The sequence below is a fragment of the Dermacoccus sp. BD5 genome (genome assembly GCF_044878485.1).
Taxonomy (GTDB): Bacteria; Actinomycetota; Actinomycetes; order Actinomycetales; family Dermatophilaceae; genus Dermacoccus; species Dermacoccus nishinomiyaensis.
In genome coordinates, this window is record NZ_JANJER010000007.1 from 71,291 (window position 1) to 87,109 (window position 15,819).

Sequence of the window (15,819 nt, forward strand, 5' to 3'; positions counted from 1 at the left end):
AGCTCACACGACGATTCACTCGAAGACCGTGAGGAGCACGATCGCGACGACGGCGGCGATGAGGAAGCTGCTGATCGACGAGGCGAGCAACCGCTCCGACGTGCGCTGCGGCACGAGTTCGGGGTGACGCTCGCCGTCGGCCCGGCCCGTGAACGGCGACAGGATGACGGGCGAATCGACTGGAACATAGGCCCGCGCGGCGCCCTCCAACGCGTCGAGGTCGGCGGGCGCGAACATCGAGATGCCGGCGACGAGCAACGGACGATCGCCCCCGTCGAGGAAGACGATGGCGTCCTCGGCCGTCCACCACCGGAAGCGGCGCGGCACGATGCGCGCGGTCTCGTTCCACGCGATGAAGACCTGATCACGCCCACCGGCGAGATACTCGACGCCGTCCTCGTCGACGCGCAGCCGCGTGCGCATGTCACTGAGGAACGAGAAACCGAAATAGGCGACGAAGAAGACGACGACCGCGACGATGTTGCCGACCGACGGGCGAATGGCGAGCACGGGCGCCGCCAGGACGGCGAACAGCACGACCTCACAGGCGTGATGGCGCCAGAACGCCCACGGGCTCGCCTCGATGACCACGGGGCCTAGTCAACCAGACCGCGCCCGCGGCGACGAAGCGGGCGCGGGGGGCCGGTCGAGCCCCCAAGACTCCACCGACCCCGCCCATGCATCGCCCAGCCTGCACACCCCTGAGCATCGAGCGCGACGCACGGCTGACCGCCGTTCATTCATACAGACGCCCGACATCCTGAGCCGGTTGCACCCCACCGCAGACATTTTTTCGACCCGGAGCTCCTGCTCGGGCCCAGGACGCTCGCGCGAGCGCCCGCCATGGGAGACAATCCCAATGACGCGGGGAGGCACCCTGCGACGAGCGAACCAGGGAGCCATCCGACGATGCACCGCCTCACCCCCAGCACCCACGCTTGCCTTCGTGCCGGCTCTCGTGCCGGCGCAGCCGCCCTGCTCGCCGCGGGAGCCATCGTGCTCGGCGCGCCAGCGGCAACCGCCGACCCCACCGCACCGTTGGGCTCGCCGAGCACCGGCGCGGGCGTGAGCAGCGCCGTGTTCCAGAGCGCCACGTGCAGCGCATCGGGCGGATACTCGGCCCTCGTCACCCTGACGAACGCCGCCCCTGAAGCCCAGACGTTCTCATTCACGACCGGCGCCGGAGGCGGCGCGACACCGGCAGCGACGAGTGTCGGCGCCGGTCAGAGCCTCACCGTGCGCGTCAGCGCACCCTCGCGGGCCCGTGCCATCTTCGTGACGACGGCCTCCGGCGGCTCCGCCGGCTCGCTGCCCCTCAGCGGCTGCGGTGACGCACCGTCCACATCTTCGACGTTGTCCGCGACCGCTGAGCCGACACGGACACCGCGCCAGAGCACCTCGCCCGTCCCGACGAGCGACGAGCCGATGCTCGCGCCCACGATCTCATCTACGGGCGCATCGAGCCCCGCATCCCCCCTGGCCCCCACGACGCCGATGGCACCGACGACACCGCGCAGCAGTTCGACGAGCGCCACCTCGTCGCCCGAATCGTCTTCGTCTTCGTCCGGGTCGTCTTCGTCTTCGTCGTCGAGTCGTTCCAGTTCGGCGTCGTCGACCAGCACCTCCAGCCCGTCGCTCGCCTCCTCGGACGCGGCATCAGCCGACGAATCCGACTCGAGTTCGACGAGCCCCCTGCTCGTCGCCGGCGGCGTCGGCCTCGCACTGCTCGGCCTGGCGCTCGCCGTCACCGTCATTCGCCGCGACTACCACTGACGCAGGATCGTCACGGCAGACCACCACGACCCCGCTCGAAGCACGCGCCACACGAAGAAGCGCCCTCCCCGTCACGATGACGGGGAGGGCGCTTCTCAGGTGGCCGCGCGGGCCGACCGATCAAATCGATCAGAGGCGACCGTAGGTCGAACCCGACAGCACCGGGTACAGGCCGGTGACGGTGCCCGGGTGGCGCGCCTCGTAGACCATGCCGTTGCCGGCATAGATCGCGACGTGGCCCGGCAGGAAGACGAGATCGCCGGGGCGCGGGTCGCTCACGGGCGTCGTCATCGCCTTGATGGCGCCCGACTGGTGCGGCAGCTGGATGCCGGCCTTCGCGAAGACCATCGCGACGTAACCGGAGCAGTCGGCACCGGAGGTCGACGATCCGCCGTAGACGTAGGGGATACCCGTCAGGCCCGCGGCGATGGAGACGACACCGGAGTTCGAACGCGAGGCGGAAGCCGTGTTCGTGGCCTTCCGCGCGCTCGAGGCGTAGGTCGGCGTGGCCGAGTGCGTCGTGGTGGCGTGACGCACCGTCGCGCGGTGCACGGGTGCCTGCTGGTGACGCGGCGTCTGGGCGACCGGGCGAGCCTGGGTGTGCTGCGAAACCGCCTGGCGAGCGTGCGTGCGATGCACGCGCTGGTGCGTCGCGGTAGCGCGGTGGGTGTTCGTCGACTGCGACGCGGCGCGGTGGGTGTTCGTCGACTGCGACGCGGCGCGGTGGGTGTTCGTCGACTGCGACGCGGCGCGGTGGGTGTTCGTCGACTGCGACGCGGCGCGCTGGGTGTTCGTCGACTGCGACGCGGCGCGCTGGGTGTTCGTCGACTGCGACGCGGCGCGCTGGGTGTTCGTCGACTGCGACGCGGCGCGCTGGGTGTTCGTCGACTGCGACGCGGCGCGGTGGGTGTTCGTCGACTGCGACGCGGCGCGGTGGGTGTTCGTCGACTGCGACGCGGCGCGGTGGGTGTTCGTCGACTGCGACGCGGCGCGGTGGGTGTTCGTCGACTGCGACGCGGCGGGCGCGGTGCGCTTCTTGACGACGATCGAGCGACGCTGCGCCGGCTCGGCGATCTTCGCCTTGCGCTCGGCCTTGACGGGCTTCACGGAGGCCGACGTCAGCGCACTGCGGGCCTGCGAGCGCGACACCTGCTTCAGCGCCTGCGACGTCGCGCGCGTCGACTTCTTCGCAGCGGCGGGCTTCGCGGCGGCCTTGGCGGCGGCCTTCGGGGCGACGACGAGCTTCTTGGCCGGCGTGACGGTCTTGAGCTCGAGGGGTGTCGTGGCGGCAGCGGCGGCCTCGTGAACGGCGCCCGACTCAGGGGCCGCACCGGCGCTCTGCGTGATGCCGAGACCAGCGACCAGACCACCGGAGACGGCGACGGTCGTGGTGAGCATGGCCAGGGTGCGCGTCTGCTTCACAGGACGCAGCGGGCCCGGCGTGTTCTTGATGGACAATGTGCAACCTCTCGAACGCCTGTGAGGTGAGCTGTCGGGTTCGGACCTGTTGCTCGGCCCGGCTCTCGGCGCTTCGTGCGTGCGACGCGAGCTTCACCCCGAGTTCTTGATCTGCGCTTCGCGGATCAGGAACGAAGAAGTGGGTCCCCCACCCCTGCCAGGTGGTGTAGCTGACATGACTCGCGCGCCGCAGGCAGGGCTCGGCGTGTCCGGCACGCGAGTGTTCGTTGTCGAACCAGGTAAGACGGTAACGAATCAGTCACGACGACGGTGAATCAGGAACCGGCGAGATAGGCGTCATTCCGGCGTCGAGCACCCGTCTCAGGCCCCGTTCGTCGCGCCACCAGCGGAGGTTCAGAATCCGTTACAGAGTGTGCTCGTGATGAACATCACATGCAACCTCAGGCCTGCTGACCCGTCACGGACACGAAGACGTGCGAGGCGATGTCCTCGGGCAGCGACACGGCGTCGTCAGGCCGATCGGCGACGGCCGCGTGGACGCGGTCGCCGTCAGCACGCACGTCGAGGGCCACCCCTGGGCTCAGCCCTACGCTCGTCAGCACCGCGAGAGACTCGGCGTCCGCCTGCGCGGGCTCGCCGATGCGGCGCACCACCACGCGCAGCGACTCGTTGGCGGCCACCTCGACGAGCGACTGCACGCCGTCACGGAAACCCTCCGGCGCCTCGCCCCAGCCGAGCTCGTCGAGCCCGGGAATCGGGTTGCCGTACGGGGACAGGCCCTTGTCGACGATGAGCTCGAGGATCTTGCGCTCGACGCGCTCGCTCATGACGTGCTCCCACCGGCACGCCTCGTCGTGGACGTACTCGAGCTCGAGGCCGATGACGTCGACGAGCAACCGCTCCGCGAGGCGATGCTTGCGCATGACGCGAGTCGCGAGCAGGCGCCCCTCGGGTGTCAGTTCGATGCGCCGGGAGTTCGCGACGTGGAGCAGACCGTCGCGCTCCATGCGCGCGACCGTCTGCGACACCGTGGGCCCGGAGTGGCCGAGGCGCTCCGCGATGCGGGCGCGCAACGGGGGGATGCCCTCTTCTTCGAGGTCATAGATGGTACGCAGATACATCTCGGTGGTGTCGATCAGGTCAGTCACGACGACAAGAGTGCCACCTCCGGCGCCGCCGCGCACGGGTGCTCGCGATACCGGCGTCGGTGGGGCGAGGCTCGGAGCATCAGTCGCGCGAACGGATCGCCTCAAGCGGACCGCCGGAATGAGCAGGCGCGACGGGCAGTGCCTCGGAGGTGTTCGTCAGAGCGATGTTCGTCAAGAGAGCGACGTCGGCAGGGGTGAGGCCGGGCGAGCCGCGAGGGCAAGGGGGCCGAAAGAGAAGAACCCGAGGCGCGCGCTCACGAAGAGCGCTGCGGCCTCGGGGTGAAGCGCAGCCGCCAGGGGGGAGGGAGTGCGGCGCGCTTCGTGACGAGACGCTACACCCGCTCCCCCCATCATTGAAAGTTAAATCGGGGAGTCAGGGCTGTGAAGATGCTGTGAGCTTCGCAACGCGCTGTCAGAGCCATTCGCCGAACGCGGCCGGCTCGCGCGTGAAGCGGTATGTGGCCCAGTTGAGTTGGGTGACGGAGCCGTCGGCGTCGCGGGTGATGACGAGCCATTCGCCGCGCTCGCGACCCGCGACGGTGCGGTAGCGGTTCTCGTCGACGCGCTCGAAGACGGCCGGCGCCTTCCACTCGGGCATCCCCTCGACGCGAGCCTTGAGCGTGCCGCCCTCGACGACGAACGTGAACTGCGTCCCCTCCGAGAACCACACCCCGAGCAGCGGGACGAGTTCCGGGGGCACGGTGATCCCGGGCGTCCAGGTTGCGGGCAGCTCGGGTTCGCGCTCCTCGACGGCGCTCGCGAGGTCCGTGGCGAGGGCCGCGGGATCGGGGGTGTGCGTCGCGTTCATGAGAGCGACGCCCGTCGTCGCGCTCTCGCGGTGCGTGAAGACGCCGGTGATCGCGCCCGGCCAGCCGCCGGTGTGGCCGACCCAGATGCGATCGTCACGGCGCAGCAGCATGAACCCGAGACCCCATGCGGCGCCCCAGCGATCGACGTCGGCGACGATCTGCGGCTGACACATCTCCTCGAGCGTGTCGGCGGAGAGGATCGCGGGGTCGGGGTTCGCGACGAAACCGCCCCAACGCGCCATGTCGCGCACACTCGAGACCATGCCCGCGGCCGGCGCGATGGCGCGCGAGTCGAAGACGGGTTCGTCGACGGGGACGTCGCTGTACGGCGGCACGAAATAGGTGCCCGCAGCATGCGGGTCGGTGTCGACGCCGCCCGGGTAGCCGAGAGTTGTCGACGTCATGCCGAGTGGGTCGAGGAGCCGACGCTGCACGCTGGCGAACCAGTCGCCACCGTCGAGACGATTGATCATCTCGCCGAGCAGCGCGTACCCGAGGTTCGAGTAGTGGAAACGCGTGTGAGCGGGCAGGACGCGTTCGCTGTGGGCGAGGCTCGCGAGGAACTCGTCGCGACCCGGCATGACGAGCGTGTCGAACACGTCGCCGACGGCCTCGCGCTGGATGCCGGAGCTGTGCGACATGAACTGACGCGGCGTCATGCGCGCTAGCGGCGAATCGGCGGTAATGGTGTCAATGATGTCGCGGGCCGGAGCGTCGATGTCGAGCTTGCCCTCGTCGCGCAGGGCCATGATCGTCACCGCCACGAACGTCTTCGTGTTCGACGCGATCTGGAAGCGCGTGTTCTCGTCGGGCGCAGTCTGCCCGACGCGCTCCGCGCCGACGTTCTGGCCGAGGTGCGCCGCCCCGAAACCGTTGTGCCACAGCAGCGTCCCGCGTCGCGCCACCCCGGCGGCGAGGCCCGGCACGCGACCCGAGCGCTGAGCGTCGAGGGCGATGCGGTCGAGAGCCGTCGTCGTCTCGCGCGACAACCGCGTCGCCGTCGAGGGTTCGACGTGCCCGTCGACCTGAGAGACGCCGGGCGTGGCAGCACGATCAGCCTGCACGTCCCGCGCGGCCGACGTCATCGCGGCAGCGTCAGCCTGGGAGTCGAGCGTCGCGGTAGCCCCTTCGTCCTGCGCGTCGAGTGCTGCTAGGGCACGATCGGTCGACGGGTCGTGGGGTGTCGGCGTGGACGAGTCAGTCATACCTCCACGCTAGGTGGTGACGTCGTCCGCTCCGGATTTGCGGGCCGGCGAAATAACGACAGGAGATTCGCGGGCGCGGGACGCATCGTTGCCACGTGTCGCCGCCGCGCCTCGCCATGCCGGCGACGCCCCACCCGTATCCATCGGCGATTTTCGTCCACATTCGCGAATCGCGTCCCCATCTGCGAACGGCGTCCACCCCGGCGAATCGCGTCCCCATCTGCGATTTTCACACGGCGACGGCTCAGGGCCAGCGACGTTCGATACGCCAGGCTGACGGGTCGTCGAGGTCGCCGTCGCCGACGCGCACGTAGACGAGGCGGTCGTGCAGACGGGAACGGCGCCCCGCCCAGAACTCGATCTCGTCGCAGTTGATGCGGTAGCCGCCCCAGAAGTCGGGCAAGGGGACGTCGTCGGCGCCGCCCGTGTCGGGGTAACGGGCCGTCATCTCGGCGTTGGCGGTCTCGAGCTCGGCGCGGCTCGTCAGCGGCCGCGACTGCTTCGACACCCACGCCCCGACGCGCGAACCATACGGGCGCGAGTCGAAGTAGGCGCGCACGACGTCACGAGGCAGCTCGACGGCGCTACCGGTGAAGCGGATCGCGCGAAACATCAGCGGCCACGTGAGCGCCCCGGCGATCTGGTCGTTCTCGGCGATGTCACGGCCCTTGGCCGATTCGAGGTTCGTGTAGAAACCGGGGCCGTCGGCCCCGAGGTAGCGCATGAGGACGGTCCGCACGTGCGGCGCGCCGGCGGCGTCGGCCGTCGCGATGCTGATGGCCTCTGGCTCGGGCACGTCGCCTTGGGCATTCTGGCGTTCGCGTGCTTCGCGCACCCACGCCTCGATCAGCTCGAGCGGCGCCGCGGGCAACTGCGACTCGTCGAGACCTTCACCGTCGTAATCCATGCGCACCTCGGTCATGCCCCCATCTTGCCCGCCCGGGCCGCTGCGCAGGGCGCCGGGGCGCACTCTGCGTCGGGACGAGCGGACAGGCCCGGTTCCGGAGGCACTCAGCGACGATTCTCGCCGCCTCCGCCGTGACGGTTCTCGCGGCTGCCCGGCTTGGCGCTTGGTTGGCATGCGAAACGGGCGGCGCGGGCTGCAGCGCCCGTCCTAGAGTCGACAACGTGACTGACGCGAAGAGCCCCGCCATCGTCATCCCCGACGCCCTCAAGCCGAGCGACGGACGCTTCGGTGCCGGCCCGAGCAAGATCCGCCCCGACGCACTCGCAGCGCTCGCGGCTGCAGGTGAGGGTGCAACTCCGCTGCTCGGCACGTCACACCGTCAGGCGCCGGTGAAGAACCTCGTACGCGAGGTGCAAGAGGGCCTCGCGCAGATGTACGACCTGCCCGACGGCTACGAGACGGTGATGGGTCTCGGCGGGTCGAACGCATTCTGGGACGTGGCCGCGTTCAGCCTGATCGAACACCGTCAGCAGAACCTCGTCTTCGGCGAGTTCACCGCCAAGTTCGCGACGTCCGCGACGGCGCCGTTCCTCGAAGCCCCCGACGTCATCGAAGCCCCGGCGGGCAGCGTCGCCGAGGCGCAGCCGAAGCCCGGCATCGACACCTACGCGTGGGCGCACAACGAGACGTCGACAGGCGCGATGGCGCCCGTCACGCGCCCGGAAAACACCGACGACGACGCGCTCGTCCTCATCGACGGCACGTCCGCCGCGGGCGGCCTGCCCGTCGACCTGACCGAGTGCGACGTCTACTACTTCGCGCCGCAGAAATCGTTCGCGAGCGACGGGGGCCTGTGGTTCGCGTTCATGTCCCCCGCCGCGATCGAGCGGGTCGCGCGCATCAAGGCGTCGGGCCGCTGGATCCCACCGTTCCTCGACCTCGACGCCGCCATCACGAACAGCCGTCAGGCGCAGACGTACAACACGCCGGCGCTCGCGACGTACGTCCTCATGAAGGCGCAACTCGACTGGTTCAACGCGAACGGCGGCCTCGACTTCGCCGTCGAACGCACCCGCGCCTCATCGAAGGCCCTCTACACGTGGGCGGACGCGCACCCCCACGCGACACCGTTCGTCACGGACCCGGCGCACCGCTCCCTCGTCGTCGGCACGATCGACTTCGACGACGCCATCGACGCGGCGGCGATCGCGGCGACGCTGCGCGCCAACGGCATCGTCGACGTCGAGCCCTACCGGAAGCTGGGACGCAATCAGCTGCGCGTCGGCATGTACCCTGCCGTGGAACCCACCGATGTGGCGGCGCTCACCCACTGCATCGACCACGTCATCGAACGGCTCTGACGCCACCGTCACCTCGGGCCGCTCCAACGAAAGGCCCACCGCGTGCCCCTCGCTCACAACCTCACTCGCGAAACCGCCCAGCACCGTTCTCGCACAGTGACATTGAGCGACCAATCCATTCACCTGGATCTGACGGGCGCGCCGACGGAGGCCGCGACGTTCACCTCGACGTCGACACTGCGCCTCACCTGCACCGAAGGTGCGGTTTCGATCGACCTCGTCGCCGATGCCGCCCCATGCGTTCTGCTCGACGGCGTCGAACTCGACGCGAACGCCACGAGCTTCGAGGATTCTCTCGTCACCGTCCGCGGCCTGACGCCGGGGCGCGAGCACGTCGTCACCGTCATCGCCGAGTGCCACTACAGCCACACCGGCGAAGGCCTGCACCGCTTCCGCGACCCGCAGGACGGCGAGACGTACCTGTTCACCCACTTCGAACCGGCCGACGCCCGCCGCGTCTTCGCCTGCTTCGACCAGCCCGACCTCAAGACGCACTTCGCGATCAGCGTCACCGCCCCGTCGCACTGGCTTGTGCGCAGCAACGGCGCACCCGAGAGCGCCGAACCGGCCGCCGCGAGCGACGAGACGCACGGCAACACCACCACCGACCTCACCCTCACGACGTTCACACCGACGATGCCGCAGTCGACGTACATCGTCTGCGTCATCGCGGGCCCATACGCGCTGGTCGAGGACGAGGCGGTGCTGAGCGACGGACGCCGCGTGCCGCTGTCGATCATGTGCCGCCCGGCGATGCGCGCGAGCCTGCCCAGCGCGGACATGCTGCGCTGGACGAAGGCCGGGCTGCCGTGGTGCGAGCGCAAGTTCGGCTGCAGCTACCCCTGGGGCACCTACGACCAGATCTTCGTGCCCGAGTACAACATCGGCGCGATGGAGAACCCGGGACTCGTCACGTTCAACGAGAACTACCTCAAGCGCGGCGACGCGACCCGCAGCGAACGCGAAGCGCTCGCCACGACGCTGCTGCACGAGATGGCGCACATGTGGTTCGGCGACCTCGTCACGATGCCGTGGTGGGACGACCTGTGGCTCAAGGAATCGTTCGCCGACTTCATCGGCGCGCAGGCCGCGTCCGAAGTCACCGAGTTCGACGACGCGTGGGCCACGTTCGGGCTGGGCCGCAAGGCGTGGGCGTACTCCGCCGACCAGCTGCCGACGACGCACCCCATCGTCGCCGACATCCCCGACGTCGAAGCCGCGCGCGCCAACTTCGACGGCATCACCTACGCGAAGGGCGCCTCCGTGCTGCGCCAGCTCGTCGCGTACGCCGGTGAGGACGCGTTCTACGAGGGCGCGGCGCTGTACTTCGAACGTCACGCCTTCACGAACGCGACCCTCGACGACTTCCTCGACGCCCTCGGCGAGGCGAGCGGACGCGACATGACGGCGTGGGCGCAGGCCTGGCTGCAGACGTCGGGCCCCGACACGCTCGAGGTGGCCGGCGGCGTCATCACGCGCCGCGGCGACCGCACGCGCCCGCACCGCTTCCACGCCACCGCATTCGACGTCGAGGCGCCCGACGCCTCCGAAGCCGCCGCCTGGCACGCCACCGGCCACGCGTGGCTCGACCTCGAAGGCGAGAGCGACACGCTCGAGCTGCCGGGCGAACTGCGCGGCGCGGTCGTCCTCGTCGACGACGAGGACTGGACGTACGCGAAGATCGCGCCGAGCACCGAGATGCTCGAGCTGTTCGCGACGCAGCTCTGCCACCTCGCCTCGGCGACGCATCGCGCCACGGCGTGGGGGCAGCTGTGGCAGGCCACGCGTGATGCGCGCCTGCCCGCCGAGACGTTCGTGCGCGCCGCGCTGACCCAGCTCGCGGACGAACCGTCGGCGACGATCGTCGACGGCGCGGGACGGTTCGCGATCGCCGCGATCACGTCCTACCTGCCCGACGCCGCCTCGCGCGCCGACTGGGCGCAGGCGTTCTGGCGTGTCGCGATCGACCGGGCCGACGCGTCGACGGGCACCGATCTTCCGGGCGTGTGGCGCCGACTGGCCCTCCTCGTCGCGGCCCTCGCCCCGAGCGTCGACGATGAACTGCGCGCCCTGCTCGACGCGCACACCCCGTTCGAGCCCGGCCAGGACGAGCGTTGGAGCGTCCTCACCTCACTCGCGGCGCACACCCGTGACGACGACGCCCGTCGCGACGTCGACGCCCGCCTCGCAGATGAACGCACGCGCGACACGACGCAGCGCGGTGCAGCCCAGGCGCTCGGCGCGACGGCAGCTCTCGGCCTCGACGACACCAAGCAGGCCGCGTGGCAGCGCGTCGACGACGCGTCGCTGACGAACGAGCAGGTCGCCGCGCTCGTCGCCGGGTTCACCCACCCCGCGAGCGTCGAGCTGGCCGGCGCGTACGCCGACAGCTACCTCGATCACCTCGAGACGTGGTGGCGCGAGCGCAGCCAGGTCATCGCCTCACGCCTCGTGCGCGGCCTGTTCGACACCCAGCCGAACACCGAAGCCGCAGAAGCCTGGCTCGCCTCGCATCCCGACGCGCCGGGGGCACTGCGTCGGATCGTCGTCGAGGAGGTCGACCAGCTGCAGCGTCGCCGCCGCGCGCAGGCCGTCAGCGACGGCTCGCGCCCCTGAGCCACATACCCGAAGGGCCGGGCCTCAGTTCGCGAGCTGCGCCACGAGCGGCACGAGCACGAACGCGGCGAGGGCGATGATGACGATGAGTCGGCGGGTCTTCGGGGTCATGTCGCCGATTCTCTCACCGCGAGATGGGTGGGCCGCATCGCGATGACGTCGCTCGCGGCGTAGTGCCGCACCCGCATCAGGGCGAGGCCGGCGACGAGCGTCGCGACGCCGACCGCGACGCTGCCGACGGCGATCGTCGCGCGGGCGCCGAAGGTGTTGCCGATCCACCCGATGAGCGGCGCGCCGACCGGCGTGCCGCCCATGAGGATCGCCATGTAGAGCGCCATGACGCGCCCGCGCAGCTGCGGGTCGACGGAGAGCTGGACGCTCGCGTTCGCCGTCGTCAACGCCGTCAGCGCACACAACCCGACGGGCACGAGGAACGCGCCGAACAGCCACACGTTCGGCGCCATCGCGGCGAGTGCGGAGAACACCGTGAACCCGGCGAGCGCCGCGAGCAGCAGCCGCAGTGACGGCGACTTGCGCCGGGCCGCGAGCAGCGCCGCGGCCAGCGACCCCACCGCCATCACCGACGAGATGATGCCGTAGGCGCGCGCGTCGGCGTGGAAGACGCTCGTCGCCATGAGCGCCGTCGTGATCTGGAAGTTCATGCCGAACGTGCCGAGCACGAACACGAGACCCATGATGAGCTGCAGGTCGCGCCGCCGACTCACGTAGGCGAAACCTTCGCGCACCCCGCCGCGGCCACGCCGTCGGGGCGCCGGCCGTAGTTCGCGCGGATTCATCGCGAGCAGCGCGGCGAGGACGGCGACGAACGACGCCGCGTTGAGCACCATCGCCCAGCCTGTGCCGATGCCCGCGATGAGCAGACCCGCGACGCCGGGGCCGATGAGGCGCGCCGCGTTGAACGACGCCGAGTTGAGACCGACGGCGTTCGTCAGGTGCCCCTCGGGCACGAGTTCGGAGACGAACGCCTGACGCGTCGGGTTGTCGAGGGCCGTCGCGATGCCCTGCACGAGGGCGATGCCGAAGACGCTCGCGAGCGTCGCCGAGCCCGTCAGCAGCAGTCCCGCGAGCACGAGCGACGTCACCGCGAGCGCGCTCTGGCTCAGCATGAGCAGACGCCGCTTGGGGTAGGCGTCCGCGAGGGATCCGGCGAACGGGGCGAGAAGGACGACGGGCGCGAACTGCGTCGCGGTGATCGCGCCGAGCGCGGCGGCGTCGTGGTGCGTCAGTTCGGTGAGGACGACCCAGTCCTGCGTCACGCGCCCGATCCACGTGCCGACGTTCGACACGAGCGCGCCGCTCGCGTAGAGGCGATAGTTGCGGATGGACAACGAGGCGAAGGTGGGGCTCGTGGTGACTCCTCGGGACGACATGGCTGACGGCAGTCTCGTCAACACCTGCCCCGCCCGGAATATTCCTTTTCGATCATTCTTCGGCGTCGGTCGCGCCGCCGTCGAGCACGTCCTCCTCGCGCACGCCGTTCTCGAGCACGTCGTCCCTGAGCCGCAGCCCGTACGTCGCGAGCGAGAGGTCGGCGAGCTTGCGCGTCGCCTCGGGGTCGTCGTCCTGCCAGGCGCGGGCGACGTCGTCGTCGATGGCGGCGAGCGCACGGGGCGAGGCGCTCGTCAGCGCTTCGAGCGCGAGCAACCGGCGTCCGCCCGGCATGGAACGCAGGCGGGCGAGGCGCCCCGCGGTGACGGCGTAGCGCAGGCGCGTCAGCAGCCACGGCACGAGCGCGAGGACGATCGGCAGCGCCGCCGTCAGGACCCCGAGCAGGACGGCGAAGCGGCCCAGCCCCGTCGCGAGGTCGTGCCCCGAGCCGGCCATGTCCGTCGCCGTGCCGGCGGCCTTGTCGAACGGGGTGCGCACCTCGGAACCGACGAACGGGACCTTCGCGACGGCATTCGCCGCGTCCGTCATGTCGAGCGCCAGGCTGGAGCTGCCGTGCTCGAGCTTCTGCGCGCCGCTCTGCGCCACGAGCGCCCGGTCGTGAACGACGGTACCCGCCCAGATCGCGAGGACGCACCACAGCGCGAGGGCCACGTCGGCCACGATCTGACGGGTGCGGCGCGAACCGCGATCGGCGTAGAACTTGAGCCCCATGACGTGCCTTCTCTCCATCAGGATCGGGTGCGTGCCGCTGCATGCCGTCCCATCGTAGGGGCCACCTTCTCCAGCCGACTTCCAGCGAACGTCCAGTCGGGCGGGCGAGAATGACAGGCATGAGCACGCCCGAAGCACGCATCCTCATCGTCGAGGACGACACCAACATCCGCGAACTGCTCGCCACGAGCATGAAGTTCGCCGGTTTCGACGTCTCCGTCGCCGGCACCGGCAGCGAAGGGCTGGCCCTCGCCGCGACGCGGGAGTTCGACCTCGCCGTGCTCGACGTCATGCTTCCCGACATGGACGGCTTCGCCGTCACGAGCCGCCTGCGCGAGGGCGGACGCGAACTGCCGATCGTCTTCCTCACCGCCCGCGACTCCGTCGACGACACCGTCAAGGGCCTCACCGTCGGCGGCGACGACTACATCACGAAACCGTTCAGCCTCGAAGAGGTCGTCGCGCGCATCCGCGCGGTCCTTCGCCGCACGAAGGCCGACGACTCGGACGGCCCCACCGTCACCGTCGGCGACCTCGAGCTCGACGACGACAGCCACGAGGTGCGCCGCGCGGGCCGCGTCATCGACGTCTCCCCCACCGAGTTCAAGCTGCTGCGCTACCTCATGCTCAACGCCGGTCGCGTCGTGAGCAAGGCCCAGATCCTCGACCACGTGTGGGACTACGACTTCCGCGGTGAGGCCGGCATCGTCGAGTCGTACATCTCCTACCTGCGCCGCAAGATCGACGTCGACGGTCTCGAACCGCTCATCCACACCAAGCGCGGCGTCGGATACGTGTTGCGCGAACCGCGCTGACGCAGGCGATCCCCCTGGTCTCCCCCGACGGCTACACGCTGCGCCAGCAGTACCTGCGACTGCGGCGCGGCGTCCACCGCTGGCCGCTGCGCGCCCGCATCGTCGCCGTCCTCGCCGGCCTGCTCGGCGCAGCGATGTTCGTCGTCGGCACTGCCGGGTCCTGGCAGCTGCAGAGCTACCTCGTCCAACGCGAGGACGCCGACCTCGTCGCCGCCGCGCCCACCCTCGTCGCCTCGACGATCCAGCAACAGGCCGAGCACGCGCGCGTGACGAGCGCCGTGCCCGTCAACGTGTACGCCGTCCGCATCGTCGGCGCGCAGGAGACGAACGACTTCGTCCCCGCCACGGGGCCCCGCCCCGACTTCCCCGACGTGACGAAGGCCAGCGCCATCGCGCACGGCGGGCACCCCTACACCGTCCACTCGCAGGGCGAGAGCACCGTGTCGTGGCGCGTCGTCGAAGGCATCGACGAGACCACCGGCGAGCCGTACGCCGTCGCCGTCAGCATGGCGAACGTCGACACCGTCGTGCGACGCATGCAGGTGCTCACCATCGGCGTCAGCGCGATCGCGCTGCTGTTCGCGACGCTTGCGGCGCTGTGGGCGGTGCGGCGGGCGATGCGGCCACTGCGAGCCATCGAGGACACCGCCGCCGCCATCGCCGCGGGCGACCTGACACGCCGCGTCCCCAACCCCGACTCCGCCGACGAGATGGAGAGCCTCGCGCGCTCGCTCAACGTCATGCTCAGCCAGGTCGAACGCTCGATGGAGATCAAGGATCGCAGCGAGGAGAGCATGCGCTCCTTCGTCGCAGACGCCTCGCACGAGCTGCGCACTCCCCTCGCCACCGTCCGCGGCTACGCCGAGCTGTACCGTCAGGGCGCGGTGAGCGACCCCGACGACGTCGCCGCCGGCTTCCGCCGCATCGAGGACGAGGCGAAACGCATGAGCGCAATGGTCGACGACCTGCTCCTGCTCTCTCGCCTCGAGACGGAGCAGCGCGCCGCGACGATCGGGGCCACCGCGCCCGGCACGCCGCGACGCCATCACGACGTCGACCTCACCGTCATCGCCGCGGACGCCGTGAGCGACGCAGAGGCCCGCGGGGACGGCGAGCGCCGCTTCGCACTGCACGGGCTCGGCGGCGGCCTGGGCCCCGTCATCATCAGCGCAGACGAGCAGCGCCTGCGCCAGGTGATGACGAACCTCGTGAGCAACGCCGAACGCTACGCTCCGGGCACCGAACCCATCGAGGTCGGCGTCGGTGCGGTCGACGGGCGCGCCGTCGTCGAGGTCGCCGACCACGGCCCCGGCATCCCCGCCGACATGCGTGGCCGCATCTTCGAACGCTTCTACCGTGCCGACGTCGCCCGCAACCGCGCGAGCGGCAGCACCGGCCTCGGCCTGTCGATCGTCGCCGCGATCGTCGCCGCCCACGACGGTGAGGTGAGCATGCGCGAAACCCCCGGCGGGGGCGCGACGTTCGTCGTCAGTCTGCCGCTCGCCGCGCCGGATTCACAGGCGCAGCACAGCTCGCATCACGTTGCCGACGAGACTGATGACGTGGAATAGCCTCGACTGACTACTCTCGTGACCCGAGAGGCCCCCTCAGCGCATCGGCCGACGCAGCCCGCGTCAGCGCCGAT

The 15,819-nt window shown here is 70.4% G+C and carries 12 protein-coding genes and 1 riboswitch; of the genes, 4 read left to right on the plus strand and 8 right to left on the minus strand.

Annotated features, from left to right (window positions below):
* Positions 1-15: 15 nt before the first annotated feature.
* The 6 genes from NQ706_RS07140 to pdxH form a co-directional block, all read right to left on the minus strand.
* Positions 16-591, minus strand: a complete 576-nt coding sequence (locus NQ706_RS07140) for a hypothetical protein (protein ID WP_038569261.1) — start codon at positions 589-591, stop codon at positions 16-18.
* A 632-nt stretch (positions 592-1,223) separates the two neighbouring features.
* Positions 1,224-1,754 carry a hypothetical protein gene (locus NQ706_RS07145; protein WP_038569264.1) on the minus strand — a complete coding sequence of 177 codons (531 nt, stop codon included), beginning with the start codon at positions 1,752-1,754 and terminating at the stop codon, positions 1,224-1,226.
* Between the two features lie 148 nt (positions 1,755-1,902).
* Entirely contained in the window at positions 1,903-3,231 is a 1,329-nt protein-coding gene (locus NQ706_RS07150) for an NlpC/P60 family protein (protein ID WP_404360643.1), read from the minus strand.
* Between the two features lie 3 nt (positions 3,232-3,234).
* Positions 3,235-3,447, minus strand: a riboswitch (cyclic di-AMP (ydaO/yuaA leader).
* Positions 3,448-3,632: 185 nt separating this feature from the next.
* Positions 3,633-4,340 carry a metal-dependent transcriptional regulator gene (locus NQ706_RS07155; RefSeq protein WP_038569267.1) on the minus strand — a complete coding sequence of 236 codons (708 nt, stop codon included), beginning with the start codon at positions 4,338-4,340 and terminating at the stop codon, positions 3,633-3,635.
* A gap of 412 nt (positions 4,341-4,752) precedes the next feature.
* Positions 4,753-6,354: a serine hydrolase gene (locus NQ706_RS07160; protein ID WP_081873727.1), complete on the minus strand. Its 1,602-nt coding sequence runs from the start codon at positions 6,352-6,354 to the stop codon at positions 4,753-4,755.
* Positions 6,355-6,598: 244 nt separating this feature from the next.
* Positions 6,599-7,276 (minus strand): pyridoxamine 5'-phosphate oxidase, encoded by a 678-nt coding sequence (gene pdxH, locus NQ706_RS07165; protein ID WP_038571517.1) that lies wholly within the window; start codon positions 7,274-7,276, stop codon positions 6,599-6,601.
* Positions 7,277-7,482: 206 nt separating this feature from the next.
* Between pdxH and serC the strand changes: the two genes are divergently transcribed.
* Positions 7,483-8,622: a phosphoserine transaminase gene (gene serC, locus NQ706_RS07170; RefSeq protein WP_038569270.1), complete on the plus strand. Its 1,140-nt coding sequence runs from the start codon at positions 7,483-7,485 to the stop codon at positions 8,620-8,622.
* 42 nt (positions 8,623-8,664) lie between these two features.
* The gene (gene pepN / locus NQ706_RS07175) at positions 8,665-11,238 is read left to right on the plus strand and encodes an aminopeptidase N (RefSeq protein ID WP_038569277.1); all 2,574 of its coding nucleotides are present in this window, start codon (positions 8,665-8,667) and stop codon (positions 11,236-11,238) included.
* Between the two features lie 107 nt (positions 11,239-11,345).
* On the opposite strand, the gene NQ706_RS07180 is transcribed toward pepN, so the two are convergent.
* Entirely contained in the window at positions 11,346-12,629 is a 1,284-nt protein-coding gene (locus tag NQ706_RS07180; RefSeq protein WP_038569279.1) for an MFS transporter, read from the minus strand.
* A 52-nt stretch (positions 12,630-12,681) separates the two neighbouring features.
* Positions 12,682-13,359: a hypothetical protein gene (locus NQ706_RS07185; RefSeq protein WP_038569281.1), complete on the minus strand. Its 678-nt coding sequence runs from the start codon at positions 13,357-13,359 to the stop codon at positions 12,682-12,684.
* 110 nt (positions 13,360-13,469) lie between these two features.
* Between NQ706_RS07185 and NQ706_RS07190 the strand changes: the two genes are divergently transcribed.
* Complete coding sequence (locus NQ706_RS07190; RefSeq protein WP_038569284.1) at positions 13,470-14,174, plus strand: response regulator transcription factor; 705 nt, start codon at positions 13,470-13,472, stop codon at positions 14,172-14,174.
* A 134-nt stretch (positions 14,175-14,308) separates the two neighbouring features.
* Positions 14,309-15,745 (plus strand): HAMP domain-containing sensor histidine kinase, encoded by a 1,437-nt coding sequence (locus tag NQ706_RS07195; RefSeq protein WP_051806125.1) that lies wholly within the window; start codon positions 14,309-14,311, stop codon positions 15,743-15,745.
* Positions 15,746-15,819: the final 74 nt, after the last annotated feature.

What these genes read in the sequence shown, in the direction of transcription:
- pdxH (WP_038571517.1), bottom strand. Translation starts at nt 7,276, where the DNA reads ATGACCGAGGTGCGCATGGATTACGACGGTGAAGGTCTCGACGAGTCG.
- NQ706_RS07145 (WP_038569264.1), bottom strand. Translation starts at nt 1,754, where the DNA reads ATGACGGTGACGGCGAGCGCCAGGCCGAGCAGTGCGAGGCCGACGCCG.
- NQ706_RS07190 (WP_038569284.1), top strand. Translation starts at nt 13,470, where the DNA reads ATGACAGGCATGAGCACGCCCGAAGCACGCATCCTCATCGTCGAGGAC.
- NQ706_RS07160 (WP_081873727.1), bottom strand. Translation starts at nt 6,354, where the DNA reads ATGACTGACTCGTCCACGCCGACACCCCACGACCCGTCGACCGATCGT.
- NQ706_RS07195 (WP_051806125.1), top strand. Translation starts at nt 14,309, where the DNA reads ATGTTCGTCGTCGGCACTGCCGGGTCCTGGCAGCTGCAGAGCTACCTC.
- NQ706_RS07185 (WP_038569281.1), bottom strand. Translation starts at nt 13,359, where the DNA reads ATGGGGCTCAAGTTCTACGCCGATCGCGGTTCGCGCCGCACCCGTCAG.
- NQ706_RS07180 (WP_038569279.1), bottom strand. Translation starts at nt 12,629, where the DNA reads ATGTCGTCCCGAGGAGTCACCACGAGCCCCACCTTCGCCTCGTTGTCC.